Raw genomic sequence first — 15,522 nt, 5'->3', positions numbered from 1 at the left:
CCTGAAATCTAATAAGTTAAAAACTGATCATCAAGAGCAGTATTTATAAATCGCAATTAGAGTTACAATACCCTAGTAGATAGGAATATATTGTGTTTTTACTTTGAGACTCTAAATATCATCTTTGATGTCACCGGCTCAATAAGCCAGGCAAACGCTTCAGGAAATTCACGGCTCCAGGCAGCTTCATTATGTTGCCCGTCCTTAACGATCTTGATGTGCATGTTTTCTTCAGAAAGACCTTTTTCCTTTAGTAAGTCATACATTTTTTTAAGGTCAGGGATCATTTCCTCGCCTTCTCCTGTACCTCCAACAAAATAGAATTTAGTCGAATTCTCAATTTCGCGGCCTTCTACAAACTTGTAAATCTCCTCACTGAACCAGAATGAAGGCGAAAATACACCAGCTTTGCCAAAAATTTCGGGATATTTAAGGGCTCCATAAAACGATATGAGTCCGCCCAATGAAGATCCCATTATAGTAGTGTTTTCTGCTTCGGAAAGAGTTGGGTACACCACGTCGATATGAGGCTTCAGGGTTTCTACAAGAAATGACAGGTATTTATCCCCTTTTCCTCCGCCATATTTCTCGTGAGGAAAGGGAGTTAGTTCATCGATTCTTTTTTCATTTCCGTGTTCAATGCCTACTACTATAACTTCAGGTTGTTTTAAAGAATCAAGGATTTCATCTACTTTCCATTCTCCAGAGTATGAAGTCGAGGCATCAAAAAGATTTTGCGCATCATGCATATAGATCACCGGATACTTTTTCCCGGCGGTCTTGTAACCTTCAGGGGTATAAACCCAAATTTTACGAATGGTATCTAACTGTGGAGCTTCAATTTCAAATGTAATAACATTCTTAGAATCTGTACTTTGGGCTATAAGATTGGTCGTGCTGAAAAATACGATCAGCAAAAGAAATTTCTTCATTGAAGGGGCTTAATAATTATGAATATTTCTGAAGATCCAGAAAAATATTACCAACGAAAATACGAAAAGAATCGCATTTTTTCCGAAGAGGATCTTTCTCCATTTTAATACTTTTTCCGAAGGTTTCAATATCCAGTCAAAAAGAAGTCCCAAAAGCACATAAGGAATTGCTATGACAAGCAAAGCGTTTTGGTGAACCGCAGAAATTATATCGAAATTAAGAAGGTGATGAACAGCCCTTTGGGAGCCACAACCCGGACATTGTAAACCTGTGAAACTATGGAAAGGACAGGGTGGAAAAAACCCATTTTTAGAAGGGTCATAAACTGCATAGACCACAATTAGGGCCAGGAGAAAGGAACTTAAGCCTATCCACTTTATAATATGTTTAGTTGTACTGTTCAATCGCAACTCCAAAAGCCATTAATGCCACACAAATAACTACCCACACAATTCCTATCCAAAAACCAATTTTAGTCCACTTTCCGGCTTCTTCAGAGCTTCTTTCAGCTCCGGAAATATCTCCGCAATTGAATCTTGACTCTACCCTGGCCGCATTCACGATACCGGCAATTCCAAATGGCAGGCAGCAAAATACCGTCACCAAAATAGACTCGACCAGCCAGGTTCGGGGCGGTCTTTCATATTGTAGATTCGGTTGTTGATCTACCGATTGGGCGGATTCTTCCCGAAAGGTACCTTCCAGCTCTGGCATTTGTTCGGCTGGGATCCATTTTTCCATGGAAGACCTCCAAACCATCGTGTTTCTGGTAAGCTTCTTTGCTCTGAGCTCTTCTAATGAAAATGGACCGTGCTTTTGCAGGCCGTCAGAATAGTAATAATCTTTCATAATTGTATGGTATTGTGCTAATTGCTATTAAAGATAGGCAATCGAAAAGATTTCTGAAATATTTCAGAATTCCCGTTTATAGTTCAGTTGGCGATTTTCTTCCTTTACTTTTTTATCTTTTTCAGCACCCAAAGACATTCCTATGGCTAATCCAATTGGCAATCCTATTCCTAAAAAGGCAATATTACCAAGGGCCAAACCAAATGCCACCCCTAAAGGCAAACCTATAGCAGCCATTCCCAGGGCCATCCAATGACTTTGAAAATAATTCGCCGGGAATAAATTTTCTTGTTTTGTGACCACCTCCAGTATCTTTTGTTCTTTCTTCTTAATCAGGTTTTTAAATTTCCTGCCGGAACCAGAGTTTTGATCAATTTTCTCCAGTTCTTTATTGATAGACTGAATTGTCTCTTGAGATAGATCCCGCGTTCCTAATTCTTTCAGAAGAAGTGCTAACCGGTCATATACCTTGACTGTACTTGAAGTAGAAAGATCATTTCTGGGATTAAGGTCATTTATTTTCATTTCTAAAGTTCAATTAATATTCTAAGTGCTTATTAAAATAAATACCATCCATGACTTCCTGCAACTGCTCCGAAGATGGTAATGAGACTCAGAGACAATAAAACCCAGTGAGCACGATGCATGATCCTGAATGCTTTTTCCGGATCTTGAAAGGCGTATTTCCTGAAGATCTTATGCAGAAAAAAAGGCTCTAGTATAAAAAGAACGATTGTAAATATTACCCAGATAAGGATCATGGCGTGAAGCCACCAAAATCGCAGATCCAGAAGTCTATCCCAGGCATTGAGCACGTGAAGCATATAAAAGCCTGTGATCGCAGTAATTAATGTGGTGATCTTCGCCTGAAGGGAAAACCGGCCTTCCAGTTTCTCGAAGATTTCGATCTGCTCTTCTTTTGATCTTAGTTTCTTCACCGCCGGAATGATAACTGTAGTAACCATCGCTACTCCACCTATCCATATCACGATTGCCAAAACATGTAGCACCCTTGCTAAAGTGAGATATTCCATCATTCTTTAATAAAATTAAAAAAGCGATCATCTCCTGTTTAAGTTAGTGATGATCGCTTCTTCATTATTTTCAAATACCTTTTATAATGTTTCTTCCAGCCATTTATAAAATTCACGCTGCCAGATTATAGCATTCTGGGATGATAATATCCAGTGATTTTCCATTGGAAAGTAAAGCAGTTTGCTTTTTAAACCTTTCAATTGAGCCGCCTGAAATGCTTCCAGCCCCTGCCCTATAGGTACCCTGAAATCTTTTCCTCCCTGAATGATGAGTATTGGGGTATCCCATTTCGTTACAAAATTTGCCGGATTAAAATCTGTATAAGCTTTGGGTGTAGGTTCTTCCCAGTAAGCTCCCCCCATATCCCTATTCACAAAGAATAACTCTTCTGTCGTTCCATACATGCTGCGGGTATTAAAGATCCCGTCATGGGCAATGAAAGTTTTAAAGCGTTTCTCATGATGACCTGCCAGGAAGAACGCCGAATATCCTCCGTAACTGGCACCAATAGCTCCCAGCCTGTCATTATCTACAAAATCCTCCTCACTTATGGCATCAATGGCCGATAGATAATCCTGCATGTTCTGTCCTCCCCAGTCACCACTGATCTGTTCATTCCACTCTACACCATGCCCTGGCATTCCCCTACGGTTTGGAGCAACCACTATGTAACCATTGGCCGCCATCAATTGGAAGTTCCATCTAAACGAATAGAATTGCGATAATGGAGACTGCGGGCCACCTTGTAGATACAGTAGAGTAGGGTATTTTTTGGATGGGTCAAAATCTGGTGGGTAGATCACCCAGGTAAGCATTTCCTTTCCATCGGTAGTTGGAATCATTCGTTTCTCAACCTTACTCAATTTGATATTATCATAGACCTCATCATTCACATGACTAAGCTGAGTCATTTTCCCGCTTTTAAGATCTACCGTGTATAATTCCGCTGCATGATTCATATCTGTGCGGGAAACCACCATGGTATTACCTACCTGACCAACCATTCCTGTAACATCGAACTGTCCCTCAGTGATCTGTTTGATCTTGGGAGTATCCTTCTTCGGAATATTCACCTCAAACAATTGCCTTGTTCCTTTTACAGGAGCCACAAAAAAGATTTTTTTTCCATCCTCACTCCAGACGAAGCTAAATACGGTACCATCCCAATCTTTGGTAAGATTTTGTTTTGTACCGTTATTCAGAATAATAATGTCATTTTTATCAGCTTCATATCCCGGTTCATCCATTTGCAACCAGGCCAGGATTCCAGTTTTAGAAAATGCAGGCTGCGTATCATAACCTTTATTCTCTTCGGTAAGGTTTCGGGTAACTTTGGTTTCTAGATCATACTCATAAATATCGGTATTCGTACTTACCGCATAATCCTTTCCTTTTAGCTTTTTAGAGACGTAAATTACTTTTTTACCCTCATTGTTCCAGGTGTAATCCTCAGACCCACCGAATGGTTGCAATGGGGTATCGTGCGGTTCTCCTTCCATAATATCCCATTCTTCTTCGGAAGCCAGGTTTTTAACAAAGAGATGATTGTATTTACCATCCTCCCAGGAATCCCAGTGGCGGTAGTTAAGATCATCGTAAATGTAGACGTCAGATTTTTCAAGCTCAGGATAATGATCCTCTCCGGTTACCGGGTGAACCTTTACCTCTTTGGAAAGTAGTTTAAATTTTCCGTCAGGAGTAATTTTCAAATCATTATAAATGCTGTCATAAGATTTTATGGCTGTAGCTTCTCCCCCTTTAATTGGAATAACATAAGTTTCAGAAGTACTGGAATTAGAATCCACATCATAAGACCTAACCTTGAAGATTACTTTTTGTTGATCATTGGAAAGCCCTATTGGAGAGATCCTGTCTAATTCCCATAATTTTTCCGCAGTCATAACCTGCGCGGAAGCAGCCAGACAAATTCCCGAAAATACCAGGAAAAGATATATTTTTTTCATTGTTTTTATATTTGATTAAAGTGTCCTAAAGATACACAGGTTGAATCAAAAAGGAAATTCAAATTTCTAACGATACTTTATCTCAACAATCTCATCCTTAACCAAAAGATATTCAGCTTTATCATCTTCAGGATAAATGAAAACCAATTTTCGTTTTTTAGTATCTCCACTTCTTATGTAAGAATCAATATTCCCCCATAAATTAATTGGTCCAACAACCATAGACCATTCGGCTTTATGTTTTGTCTTAGTTTTAGGATTAAGTAATATGAATTCATCAAAATCAAGATCCTGTTTTTGTTCCAGTTCGTTCTTAAAGGTGAGGTAGACAAATACGAACTTATTTCCTCTACTGGCGTTATAGGATCCATTTCCATAAGCTACCGACTTCCCTTCCTCCACTTTATCAATAGTATAATTAATACTATTACTATAATTATGTTTTTGAGGTATAACCTCATAAGTAGTATAACAAGAAGTAAAGCTCACTGCTATTAATAAAAGAAGTAGTAATTTTTTCATATCTTAAATAGGTTTAATGGGACATAATTTATACTGCTTTTGTTAAAATTTTTAACAATATACGAGATGATTTACTTTGTAGGATAATTTTATAGAGATTTTTCAAGGGCTTATATAATCATCCTTTATTCATTTACTATTTTATGCACCTACTGCTCTTCTCTTCCATTTTTGAAAAAAATCCCTACTTTAAGCCTTTAAAACCCAAACAATGAAATTTAATAAAACCTACCCTCTGATCTTTTTAAGCTGTTTTACTATGGCAGCACAAACCACTTCGGAAGATGTGGAACAAAAAGCGAAGAGAATTCATGAAAAAGTCATTACCATTGACACTCATAATGACATTAATGTCCACAATTTCACATCTGAAGTCAACTACACACAAAAGCTTGACACCCAGGTGAACCTTCCGAAAATGGAAGAAGGTGGGGTTGATGTTTCCTGGCTTATAGTTTATACCGGGCAAGGATCACTCACGGCAGAAGGTTATAACGATGCTTACCAGAATGCCATTTCAAAGTTTGAAGCCATAAACAGACTCACCGAAGAAATTGCGCCTGATAAAATAGGACTTGCCACAACCTCAAAAGAGGTTCGGGAGCTGGTAGCACAAGGCAAAAAAGTAGCCATGATAGGAGTGGAAAACGGCTACCCGATTGGCACAGACTTAAAAAATGTAGAAAAATTTTATGATTTAGGTGCCCGTTATATGTCCCTTTCACATAACGGACACAGCCAGTTGTGTGACTCCAATACAGGCGAAGAAGATGGGAAATGGCTCCACAATGGTTTAAGTCCTTTGGGAGAAAAGGTGGTAAAGGAAATGAACCGTTTAGGAATGATGATAGATGTATCCCACCCTTCCAAAGAAGCAATGCGGCAAATGATCGAGCTTTCAAAAGCTCCACTTATTGCATCCCATTCTTCGGCACGGGCCTTATGCAATCACAGTAGAAACCTGGATGATGAGCAGTTAGAATGGTTAAAAAATAACGGAGGGGTTATTCAAACCGTGGCATTTTCATCGTACGTGCACACCGAAAAGCATAATGCCTTCAATACTGCCGCAAAAAAAATATATGCTGAAGTGGGGCAAAAAATAGGCTTTGAATTATTGGAACGGGATGAAGTTAGGGCACTTGATAATGATGCGCGCTCTGCTTACTACAAGGAATATTCAAGAGTGAAAAAACTGGCTCAGCCTAAGATCCAGAATTTAAAAGAAAAAGTGTCTCCGGTTTCGGTGTCAGATTTCGTAGATCATATTGATTATCTGGTCGAAAAAATCGGGATAGACCACGTTGGAATAAGTTCCGATTTTGACGGCGGCGGCGGAGTTGAAGGCTGGAGTGACGCTTCAGAATCATTCAACGTAACCCTGGAACTGGTTAAACGAGGATATTCTGAAGAAGAGATCGCAAAATTATGGGGTGAAAACCTGTTAAGAGTCTTGGATAAGGTTCAGGAAGTTGCAGCAAACATGTAAGTTTTTGTACAAATAAAATAATATAACAGGTCCTGATGTTCAGGACCTGTTTTTTTTAAAGAAGCTAATAGCTAAATTCTCGGAGTTCTCTGAAACCGACCCCGCGTGCCGGAAGGCCGGCACAGAGAACCATTACGGGGGAAAATTATAGCCTTGGTTAATTTCCAACATCGGGACGAAACCCTTCTGAGGTTATTCCTATAATTCCTGCTGCACCTACTAATGGCACACCAAAATTTACAATATTGGACATTTTTTTATCTTTTAGATATATTCCTCGAATCTCATTTTTCGGTAATATGATCTTTACATTGTTTCCACTTTTATACTGTTCAAAGTCCCTGAGACTTTTGGCTGTTTCAGAATTTTTCCCTGTTACTCCTACCAGCTTTCCGTTTTCATTTTTTAATCTTTTAAACTCGTAATAAACATTATCTGTTGTAACAACCTTAACACGGTTTTTAGTTTGAACCGCCTCTTCCACACTCGCACTGCCAGAGTGATAAACATTACATCCGAAAGCCAGGTTTAATAGGACTCCGGAAATCAAAATAGTAGCTAATTTTTTCATCGCACACATCATTTTGGTTAGGGTAAAAATTTCCTTTTCACAGGAAAATAAGGGAAGGCGCGATCAATGATTTTGACCGGGATCAAGAAATAGGTAAGAAAAAGATAAAGGGAAAAATTCTGTTTAAATATTTAATTGAAAAAACTGAAATGCAGCATATTGAAAAAACACTACTTTTTAAAGACTTCCTCCCGTATTAATGTCGGCTGCAGTGAGGACCACTACTCCCCCTACTAAAGCAGCAGGAACTCCAAAATTAACCAGGTTGGAAGCTGTAGTGTTTCTTAGGTGAATTTCACTAATTTCCTCCTCATCAAGGTGGATCATTATAGTCTTTCCATTTTGGGTGGAACGATGATCTCGTAATAATTTGGCAGTATCTGAGTTGGGAGCAGTCACCCCCATTAATTGGCCGTCCTGTTTTTGAAGTCTTTTGAACTCGTAGAATACATTATCAGTAGAAACGACCTGAACCCGTTTTTGAGAACGTACTGCTTCTTCAACCGAAGCATTTGAAGAATGATATACATTACAACCAGTGATCAAAAAGAGGAGTAATCCCAGAAATTTTATTGTAATAGTTTTCATAACCTTCCAGATTAAAAATTAAAATTCACTCATCCACAGCGCTCATGCATCAACGCCATTTTAAAAGTAGGTTACGAAAATTCAGGGAATACAAATACAAAATTAATAAACAAAAAATTACAAATAGTTGATTATTAGTAATTTACTTACATTAATTTTTTAAAATCCAAATTATCAATTGAATAAGAAAATGTCGCAACGTGTTTGCTGCTTACTTTCATAAGACATGATTTTAATTTACAGGGGAAAAACATTTCAGGGGAAGTACTATAAATTTACAAAATTTATTTAACATACTTAATTACAACTATTTACAGGCTCATGGTTTATCTTTTCTGGCAGTTTTATCCCACCAAATAAAAGCTATGAACAAAATTAAACTGATTATGGAAGTCCAGATCAGTCCTGTTTTCAACCGTTCATAATCACCTCCTAAATAAGCAATAAATAGTATCAGCGGCGAAATACCAATCATAGTGGCACCAATGAATCGCCAGTAGCCCATTTTAAGTACACCTCCAACAAAGCTTATTGCATCATTTGATAGAAATGGACTCAGCCTTATTACAATAACAGTCCAGAAACCATAGTCGTCAATAAAGGAGGAGATTTTTCGTTCACTCTTGTGACCTATAAGTTTTTGTACGATTACCGGTCCAAAATATCTTCCAATAAGATAACCAATAGTCGAGGCCAAAAAAATAGCAACAAATAGAATTAAACTTCCAAAAAAAGGTCCATAGGCTACAATGGAAACCACCATAAGTACCGGAGTTGGAATGACGATCAGGAACATTTGAACCACCATGGTCAAAATAATAACCAGGGGTCCAAACCACCCAAATTGATCTACCCATTGCTGCGTCCGGTTTTGGTCCCCACTTGTAAGAACGCTCCATCCTGTATCAAGAAAATCCTTGACCTGGGGAATGAGATAATAACTCAGTATTACCGCAGCTACTATACCTATTGAAATATATAATGGAGCTTTACTTTTATTTACTGAGGTAGTCTGAATACTTTCAGCCATAAATCTTATTTGAGGGTCACTTTATGAATGGTACCAGGGTTACCTTCATTTGAAATATAAAGATTTCCTGAAGGATCGAAAGCTATACCTTCAGGCTGCGGAAAATCACTTTTATTTAAATTATATAATGCCTTCACTTTTCCTGTTGGCTCAAGAATAAGCAGCTGAGGATCTTCTCCCTCGGTAAGATATATCTCTCCGGAAGATGGGTGGATGGCAATCTCTGAAGGTTTGAAAACATCCTGTATCTCCTTTTTAGATTTGTCCTTAAAAACCTTGTCTTCAAATGTAATTTTATAGGCCGGGTCTTTTTGAATTTTTCCCAAGTTAAGATCAAAAGCGTAAATACCTTTATAACCCTTAGCAACGGGATCTTTTTCCTTGATGGCCATCAGCAGCCGGGTACCCGACTTATCCAGACAAATACCTTCTACATCATTATTACTGCTTAACCGGGTTTCAAATTTGGTCACTTCAGGTCCATTCATGAAATCTTGAACCTGATAGATGTCTCCATTGCTTTCTAGCACATAAGCCGTATTCCCTTTTACAGTGATCCCCTCATAGTCTCCTGAATCAGAAAAATCTATCTCCTTTTCGATCTCAGATGTTTGAAGATTAAAAATAAATATTGTACCGTCTTCATCCTGGATACAAGCGACCTTGACAGCGGACACAAAAGCAAATCCGGAAATTTCCTCCAGCTCATCGGGAAGCTCCCAGGTCTTTTCAATTTTCACATCAGAATTAGCATTTTCAACATCCAGACTTCCAAACTTCCTTTCAAACGCCAATATGATCACCAGACTTATTGCTACAAGTCCTGTTGTTATGAGTATAGTTGCTTTATTTACTCCCATGCTTCCGAAGTTACTAAAAAAGGTATTTCTTCTCGGCACTTTAAATCTTTCTTATCACTTATTAATAAAGATTTAGCAACTGATTTAAGCTTTCTAATACAGGTCAAGTGGAACTTAATTTCTTAAAGTTTTTCAAACTTGGATTCATTTTTGTACAAGGCTTCGTTACTTTGAAAGACACTTAACCTTACTATGCTCAAAAAATTTAAACTCCTGCTCAAAGAATTGAAGGCAGTCCCTCGTAAAACCTATCTTAAAGGTGTTACAGCCCTATTTTTTGCAGGTCTCGCCCTTTTCGGATTTTTCTATTTAAGTATTTACTGGGGAATGTGGGGAAAACTTCCCAGCGAACAGGAACTGCGTGACCTTAAACAAAATGAGGCTACCGAGGTATTTTCTGCGGAAGGGGAATTGATTGGTAAATATTACATTTTTGACAGGCAGCCAGTATTATATAAAGAATTACCTCAGCATTTGATCGATGCGCTCATCGCTACCGAAGATGTCCGATTCTATGAACACTCGGGTATAGATAGCCGAAGTTTACTAAGGGTTTTTGTAAAGACCATTATGATGGGGGATGAATCTTCGGGAGGAGGCAGTACCATTACCCTTCAGCTGGCCAAGAATTTATTCGGAAGGCAGGACTACGGATTCATGAGCATTGTGGTGAACAAGCTTCAGGAATCTATTATTGCCCAAAGGTTGGAAGATATATATTCCAAAGAGGAAATAATCGGTCTTTACTTTAATACTGTACCTTTCAGTGACAACACTTACGGAATTGAAAGTGCTTCCAGGAAATTTTTCAATACTACCACCTCGAACCTCAGCCTTCATGAAGCTGCGACATTGGTGGGAACGTTAAAAGCATCGCATTATTACAACCCCAGACTTTTCCCTGAAAGAAGTAAAGAAAGAAGGGATATTGTACTGAATCAAATGCAGAAATACGGTTACCTTCCCGAAGATATCTATAAAGAAGTAACCGAACGTCCCCTTACTCTTGAATACCAGTATTTCAACAATAATGAGGGTATCGCGCCTTATTTTAGGTCCCAGTTAAAAAAAGATCTTGTAAAGATCCTGGATACCCTGACAAATGAGGATGGCGAGCCGTACAATGTTTACAGAGACGGACTTCAAATATATACTACCCTAGACTATAAGATGCAGGTGCTTGCAGAAAAAGCCATGACCGAGCATATGACACAGCTTCAAAAACAGTTTGAAGGAGCTTATGGTAAACGTGCCCCCTGGGAAAAACAACAATTAATCACAGAGGCTTTAAAAAACACCCCGAATTATATCTCCCTGAAAGAAAAAGGCTGGAAGGAGGAAAAGATCATGGATTCTCTAACCTCCAAAAGAGACATGGAACTGTTCGAATGGGGAGCAAAGAAAATGGTACGGGCGAGTGTCGCCGATAGTGTAAAACATTACATGAAATTCCTGAACATGGGAATGGTGAACCTTGAGCCGTCTACCGGGGCTGTGAAGTCCTGGGTGGGTGGGATCAACCACAAATATTTCAAATATGATCACGTGGCTCAAAGTCGCAGGCAGATAGGTTCAACCTTTAAACCGGTGGTTTATACAGCCGCGGTAGAAGCAGGTATTGATCCCTGTACCTACTATTCAGTGCGCGAAATCACCTATGAAGGAGGTTGGACGCCCTCTAACTCTGGTCCCGAAGAAGATCCATTTGTCAATTATCCAATGAAGACAGCCCTTAGTAAATCTATCAACACCATTGCCGTGAAGGTCTTATATGATGTCGGGATCAATAAGGTGCTTTCTCAGGCCAATAAAATGGGTTTTCCGCCAGATCTTCCTCCCTACCCTTCCATTGCCTTAGGTACGGCTGAAATGAGTGCTGTGGACCTTGCAGGAGCTTACGCAGGATTTGCAAACAAAGGCCATTCTGTAAAGCCATATTATATTACCGAGATCAAGGATAAATATGGAAATACTCTTGCCACCTTTAAACCTAAGGTTTCATCTAAACCGGCATTTTCGAGAACCACCAATCAGGTGATGGTAGAAATGATGAAGGCTACTGTGAACGAAGGTACGGCGGCAAGACTCCGTTATAAATACAGACTACCAAATGACATTGCCGGTAAAACAGGTACCACCCAGGATAATAAAGATGGCTGGTTCGTAGGGATCACTCCCAATCTTATTTCGGTAACATGGGCAGGAGCAGATGATCACCGGATAGGTTTTCCATCCACCTCTATTGGTCAGGGTGCAAATTCGGCTTTGCCAGCCTTTGCCTTGTTGATGCAGAAAATGAACGCTGATCCTCAATTCGCAGAGATCACACAGGCTAAATTCCCTACACCTTCAGAAGATGTACAGCAAATGCTGGATTGCGAACCGTTAGAAAGAGATAATTTCCTGGAACGATTATTCAGTGGGGCTGATGATCCGGAAAGTGCTGAAGATAAAAAAGAGGATAAGGAAAAAGGCCTTTTAAATGTTATAAAGGGGATTTTTAAAAAGAAAAAATAGATCGAAGCAAAAACAAAAAAAAGTCCCGAGTTGATCGGGACTTTTTTTTGTTTAATTGTTTAATTAGAATTGCTGTTGATTGATCTTCAATCTTAGTTTTCGCATATAATCTTCTTTCAACCAATCGCGGTAATTCTTGGTACTGTTACTTATACAATAAGAATATCGGCGAATTCTGTAAGCAATATCTTCTTCGAGTTCCTTGGCAAGGATCCTGGCATCGAATACGTCCTCACTATTTTCCACACACATTTGGCAATGTTGTTCCAGAGATCTTTCAAGTACGGTTTTGGACTTAAGACCTTTAGAAATTATGTCGTCATATTCTGCTTCCACATCGAATGCCACATTTTCAGATTTCGCGAACTGTTTGCGCAGTTCCGCAGGCATTTCATATCTGAAATTTTGCTCAATTTCCTCATCACTCACCAGGTTCTCAAGGAAGTAATCTGGTGATCTGAATATCTGCCTCCAGTCAACCGGAGCGCTCCATAAACCAAATCTCGCAGCATTATTTCCCAGGTCGATCACCGTAAAATCTTCTTTCCCCGGCAAGACCCTGGAACCACGTCCAATCATTTGATAATATAAAGTAAGAGATTTGGTCGCACGGTTTAAGATAATAGTTTCAACCGTAGGCTCATCAAAACCTGTAGTAAGGATACTCACCGAAGTTAGAATTGCATCGGGTTTATTTTTGAACCACTTCAAAATGTCTTTCCGGTCCTGTTTGCTGGTTGTATTATCCAGGTGGCGAACATCAAATCCGGCATTTTTGAAAGTCTCATATACTTCTTTTGAAGTATTGATCCCGTTATTAAAGATTAGGGTCTTCTTACCCATAGACTTTTCCATGTAAGCATCTAACAATTTTTCCTGCATAGAAAAGTTGGAGTACAATTCTTCCGAAGATTTTACGGTGTAATCCCCGTTGATACCCACTTTAAGAGTAGAAAGCCCAACGTCATAACTATAAGTATTAGCCTTCGCCAAAAATCCTTTTTCGATAAGGGAACTAATGGAATCTCCCACGATCAATTCCCTGTAGTTGTCCTTCATGGGAAGTTTGATGTTCGAACTCAATGGCGTAGCGGTAACCCCAAGGATAAATGACTTCTCGAAGAACTTGAACAATTTCCTGAAAGAGTTGTAATGAGCCTCATCAATAATGACCATTCCAAGATTTTCCAGCTCAACCTTATCATCATTAAGACGATTGTTCAAAGTTTCAACCATGGCCACGAAGCACATATACTCATCCTGGTCTGGAAGTTCCTTGATTTTACTGTTTATGATCTTGTTTCGAACCCCAAAACCGGTAAGCATTTTTGAAGTTTGCTTACAAAGCTCGATCCTGTGGGTAAGGATCAAAACCTTCTTATTGGTACGTTGGATATATTCGCGGACAATCTGAGAAAAAATTACTGTCTTTCCTCCACCTGTAGGTAATTGATAAAGTAAGTTGTAGCGCTCGGGGTGCGCTTCAAGTATTTTGAATATTTTATTAATGTCTTCCTGCTGATAGTCATAGAGTTCCTTATCAACCGTTTTTTCTTCAATTCCAAATGTGTCCTGCGTCATTATATTTTTTTCAATTGCAATTTTGCAAAAATAGCTGATTTTAAAGGTTTACTCAAATATTTCCGAAGAAAAACTTCAGATACCTAATTACCGAGGTTTAACATTACTTCAGAATCTTAATCATTATCTTTAGAGATATTTATTTTCCACTTACATCTTCGCTCCAAATCTTCGATATAAGGGAAATATCTTGAATTTTTAGCTGAGGATTGATATGAAAATGAACGAAAAGAAACGCTTGAAATACATAGAAGCCTTAAGAGAAAACAAACTTTTAAAAGACCTGAACGAAGAAAAAAGAACGGATATTCTTGAAAATTTAGAAGAAGAAATCTGGCCTAGAAACACTTGTAATCTGTCTATCACAAAGCCATTTAGCAGGTTTCATTTTATCATTTCAGGAAGAATAAAGGTATATAAGGTAGATCCCAGTACAGGAAGGGAAATCACGCTGTTCATTCTCAAAGGCAATGATGTTTTTGATATCATTAGCCTTCTTGAGGAACTGGATCACGAGGTCTTTTACGAAACTTTGGATAAGGCCACTCTTCTATCCACACCCATGGCCGTTATGCGAAAATGGGTACAGGAAAACCCTGAGATCAATAAGAACATGTTACCTTACCTGGGACATCAACTTAAATTTATGGAAGAATACGCTTCAGATGTCACCATGATTGATATTTCTACGCGGCTTGCCAAGTTGATCCTTAGCAACATAAATTCAAAATCACAGCGACTGGAATTGATCAATGACCTTTCTAATGAAGAATTGGCCAATTTAATAGGTTCTACCAGGGCTGTGGTTAACCGGCATTTGCAGGAGTTCAAGAATGACGGGATCTTATATCTTGGAAGGCAAAAAGTAGAAATTCGAAATCTTGAATTGCTCCTTAAAAAATTGAATTCTCCAAATGTAAATCCTTAAATACCTTTAACACAGTTGTGATACGTAAGTAGTATAGGATCATAATTTCTCATAGTAACTTTATTCCTGTTATTAATCTAAAAATTGTGTGCTATGAAAAATTTAATCTTTTGTTTGCTCTTATTCGTAGGAATGGGAATAGGGCATTCGCAAATTGTACTTAAGGAGAGTAAAGTGGAATATATACCCCGCTCTTTAGAAATGGATGAAGTTTCTAATTCCGTTAGCCTTAAAATTTCTGAATCTTATGTTGGGGAATTTGAAGAAGATCCTTTAACCTTTATTCAGGATAATTTTAATATCAATCAATTGATCACGGATAATGAGCAATATGATTACGATACTTACCAGGTATTGTTCAAGTCCAAAAAAGGCAGAGTATTAGCAAACTTTGATGACGAAGGTGAATTGGTTTCAACTTTCCATCGTTTTAGAAATGTAAAACTTCCTGATGATGTTCGTCTTGAAATACTTAGAAGTCATAAGAATTCAAAAGTGGTAAAAAACCAACATATTTTAACCACCAAAGATCTAATGATCAAAAAAGAATATTATATCGTTAAGATCCAGGATGGAAATAAAACCCGAAGATTACGAGTAGAAAGGAATGCTCAGGGCTTAAGCCTGGCAGGTTTATAAAATCACGTGTTTTCTA

General features: G+C 38.5%; 16 protein-coding genes. 4 read left to right on the top strand and 12 right to left on the bottom strand.

Going from position 1 to position 15,522, the window contains the following annotated elements:
* Window positions 1–98: 98 nt before the first annotated feature.
* The 7 genes from ACFQ1G_RS02010 to ACFQ1G_RS01980 all read right to left on the bottom strand — a co-directional run bounded on the left by ACFQ1G_RS02010 (window position 99) and on the right by ACFQ1G_RS01980 (window position 5,303).
* A complete protein-coding gene (locus ACFQ1G_RS02010; RefSeq protein WP_380736584.1) occupies window positions 99–932 on the bottom strand; it encodes an alpha/beta hydrolase in 834 nt (277 codons plus the stop codon).
* A 9-nt stretch (window positions 933–941) separates the two neighbouring features.
* Window positions 942–1,337, bottom strand: coding sequence for a DUF2752 domain-containing protein (locus ACFQ1G_RS02005; protein ID WP_380736583.1), 396 nt, complete (start codon window positions 1,335–1,337; stop codon window positions 942–944).
* Window positions 1,321–1,782, bottom strand: coding sequence for a CD225/dispanin family protein (locus ACFQ1G_RS02000; RefSeq protein ID WP_380736582.1), 462 nt, complete (start codon window positions 1,780–1,782; stop codon window positions 1,321–1,323). Before ACFQ1G_RS02000 ends, ACFQ1G_RS02005 begins: the two co-directional genes overlap by 17 nt.
* Before the next feature lie 63 nt (window positions 1,783–1,845).
* Entirely contained in the window at window positions 1,846–2,307 is a 462-nt protein-coding gene (locus tag ACFQ1G_RS01995) for a hypothetical protein (protein ID WP_380736580.1), read from the bottom strand.
* Window positions 2,308–2,339: 32 nt separating this feature from the next.
* The gene (locus ACFQ1G_RS01990) at window positions 2,340–2,819 is read right to left on the bottom strand and encodes a hypothetical protein (protein ID WP_380736578.1); all 480 of its coding nucleotides are present in this window, start codon (window positions 2,817–2,819) and stop codon (window positions 2,340–2,342) included.
* Between the two features lie 78 nt (window positions 2,820–2,897).
* The gene (locus ACFQ1G_RS01985; RefSeq protein ID WP_380736576.1) at window positions 2,898–4,781 is read right to left on the bottom strand and encodes a S9 family peptidase; all 1,884 of its coding nucleotides are present in this window, start codon (window positions 4,779–4,781) and stop codon (window positions 2,898–2,900) included.
* 66 nt (window positions 4,782–4,847) lie between these two features.
* Complete coding sequence (locus ACFQ1G_RS01980) at window positions 4,848–5,303, bottom strand: DUF4352 domain-containing protein (protein ID WP_380736575.1); 456 nt, start codon at window positions 5,301–5,303, stop codon at window positions 4,848–4,850.
* A gap of 211 nt (window positions 5,304–5,514) precedes the next feature.
* On the opposite strand from ACFQ1G_RS01980, the gene ACFQ1G_RS01975 reads away from it, so the two are divergent.
* Window positions 5,515–6,792 carry a dipeptidase gene (locus tag ACFQ1G_RS01975; RefSeq protein WP_380736573.1) on the top strand — a complete coding sequence of 426 codons (1,278 nt, stop codon included), beginning with the start codon at window positions 5,515–5,517 and terminating at the stop codon, window positions 6,790–6,792.
* A gap of 157 nt (window positions 6,793–6,949) precedes the next feature.
* On the opposite strand, the gene ACFQ1G_RS01970 is transcribed toward ACFQ1G_RS01975, so the two are convergent.
* The 4 genes from ACFQ1G_RS01970 to ACFQ1G_RS01955 all read right to left on the bottom strand — a co-directional run bounded on the left by ACFQ1G_RS01970 (window position 6,950) and on the right by ACFQ1G_RS01955 (window position 9,841).
* Window positions 6,950–7,363, bottom strand: coding sequence for a hypothetical protein (locus ACFQ1G_RS01970; protein WP_380736571.1), 414 nt, complete (start codon window positions 7,361–7,363; stop codon window positions 6,950–6,952).
* A gap of 177 nt (window positions 7,364–7,540) precedes the next feature.
* Window positions 7,541–7,951 (bottom strand): hypothetical protein, encoded by a 411-nt coding sequence (locus ACFQ1G_RS01965; RefSeq protein WP_380736570.1) that lies wholly within the window; start codon window positions 7,949–7,951, stop codon window positions 7,541–7,543.
* Between the two features lie 319 nt (window positions 7,952–8,270).
* The gene (locus tag ACFQ1G_RS01960; RefSeq protein WP_380736568.1) at window positions 8,271–8,981 is read right to left on the bottom strand and encodes a TVP38/TMEM64 family protein; all 711 of its coding nucleotides are present in this window, start codon (window positions 8,979–8,981) and stop codon (window positions 8,271–8,273) included.
* 5 nt (window positions 8,982–8,986) lie between these two features.
* The gene (locus ACFQ1G_RS01955; protein WP_380736566.1) at window positions 8,987–9,841 is read right to left on the bottom strand and encodes an SdiA-regulated domain-containing protein; all 855 of its coding nucleotides are present in this window, start codon (window positions 9,839–9,841) and stop codon (window positions 8,987–8,989) included.
* Window positions 9,842–10,033: 192 nt separating this feature from the next.
* On the opposite strand from ACFQ1G_RS01955, the gene ACFQ1G_RS01950 reads away from it, so the two are divergent.
* Entirely contained in the window at window positions 10,034–12,358 is a 2,325-nt protein-coding gene (locus ACFQ1G_RS01950) for a transglycosylase domain-containing protein (protein ID WP_380736564.1), read from the top strand.
* Window positions 12,359–12,421: 63 nt separating this feature from the next.
* Here ACFQ1G_RS01950 and ACFQ1G_RS01945 read toward each other — a convergent pair whose 3' ends face one another.
* Entirely contained in the window at window positions 12,422–13,939 is a 1,518-nt protein-coding gene (locus ACFQ1G_RS01945) for a DEAD/DEAH box helicase (protein ID WP_380736563.1), read from the bottom strand.
* A 220-nt stretch (window positions 13,940–14,159) separates the two neighbouring features.
* On the opposite strand from ACFQ1G_RS01945, the gene ACFQ1G_RS01940 reads away from it, so the two are divergent.
* Together ACFQ1G_RS01940 and ACFQ1G_RS01935 are read left to right on the top strand one after the other, a co-directional pair.
* Window positions 14,160–14,867, top strand: coding sequence for a Crp/Fnr family transcriptional regulator (locus tag ACFQ1G_RS01940; protein WP_380736562.1), 708 nt, complete (start codon window positions 14,160–14,162; stop codon window positions 14,865–14,867).
* A gap of 93 nt (window positions 14,868–14,960) precedes the next feature.
* On the top strand, window positions 14,961–15,506 hold the full coding sequence (locus tag ACFQ1G_RS01935) for a hypothetical protein (RefSeq protein WP_380736561.1): 546 nt from the start codon (window positions 14,961–14,963) through the stop codon (window positions 15,504–15,506).
* Window positions 15,507–15,522 lie beyond the last annotated feature (16 nt).

The sequence above is a fragment of the Salinimicrobium gaetbulicola genome, from assembly GCF_042676025.1.
In the GTDB taxonomy this organism is placed as follows: Bacteria; Bacteroidota; Bacteroidia; order Flavobacteriales; family Flavobacteriaceae; genus Salinimicrobium; species Salinimicrobium gaetbulicola.
The sequence above is the reverse complement of the archived record's forward strand: the minus strand, read 5'-3'. Positions and strand labels throughout refer to the sequence as shown.

Bases quoted from the DNA above. Each gene is read 5' to 3' on its own strand.
- ACFQ1G_RS01960 (WP_380736568.1), bottom strand. From the start codon at position 8,981: ATGGCTGAAAGTATTCAGACTACCTCAGTAAATAAAAGTAAAGCTCCA.
- ACFQ1G_RS01945 (WP_380736563.1), bottom strand. From the start codon at position 13,939: ATGACGCAGGACACATTTGGAATTGAAGAAAAAACGGTTGATAAGGAA.
- ACFQ1G_RS02010 (WP_380736584.1), bottom strand. From the start codon at position 932: ATGAAGAAATTTCTTTTGCTGATCGTATTTTTCAGCACGACCAATCTT.
- ACFQ1G_RS01950 (WP_380736564.1), top strand. From the start codon at position 10,034: ATGCTCAAAAAATTTAAACTCCTGCTCAAAGAATTGAAGGCAGTCCCT.
- ACFQ1G_RS01985 (WP_380736576.1), bottom strand. From the start codon at position 4,781: ATGAAAAAAATATATCTTTTCCTGGTATTTTCGGGAATTTGTCTGGCT.
- ACFQ1G_RS01955 (WP_380736566.1), bottom strand. From the start codon at position 9,841: ATGGGAGTAAATAAAGCAACTATACTCATAACAACAGGACTTGTAGCA.
- ACFQ1G_RS01970 (WP_380736571.1), bottom strand. From the start codon at position 7,363: ATGAAAAAATTAGCTACTATTTTGATTTCCGGAGTCCTATTAAACCTG.
- ACFQ1G_RS02000 (WP_380736582.1), bottom strand. From the start codon at position 1,782: ATGAAAGATTATTACTATTCTGACGGCCTGCAAAAGCACGGTCCATTT.
- ACFQ1G_RS01980 (WP_380736575.1), bottom strand. From the start codon at position 5,303: ATGAAAAAATTACTACTTCTTTTATTAATAGCAGTGAGCTTTACTTCT.
- ACFQ1G_RS01995 (WP_380736580.1), bottom strand. From the start codon at position 2,307: ATGAAAATAAATGACCTTAATCCCAGAAATGATCTTTCTACTTCAAGT.
- ACFQ1G_RS01935 (WP_380736561.1), top strand. From the start codon at position 14,961: ATGAAAAATTTAATCTTTTGTTTGCTCTTATTCGTAGGAATGGGAATA.
- ACFQ1G_RS01975 (WP_380736573.1), top strand. From the start codon at position 5,515: ATGAAATTTAATAAAACCTACCCTCTGATCTTTTTAAGCTGTTTTACT.
- ACFQ1G_RS01965 (WP_380736570.1), bottom strand. From the start codon at position 7,951: ATGAAAACTATTACAATAAAATTTCTGGGATTACTCCTCTTTTTGATC.
- ACFQ1G_RS01990 (WP_380736578.1), bottom strand. From the start codon at position 2,819: ATGATGGAATATCTCACTTTAGCAAGGGTGCTACATGTTTTGGCAATC.
- ACFQ1G_RS01940 (WP_380736562.1), top strand. From the start codon at position 14,160: ATGAACGAAAAGAAACGCTTGAAATACATAGAAGCCTTAAGAGAAAAC.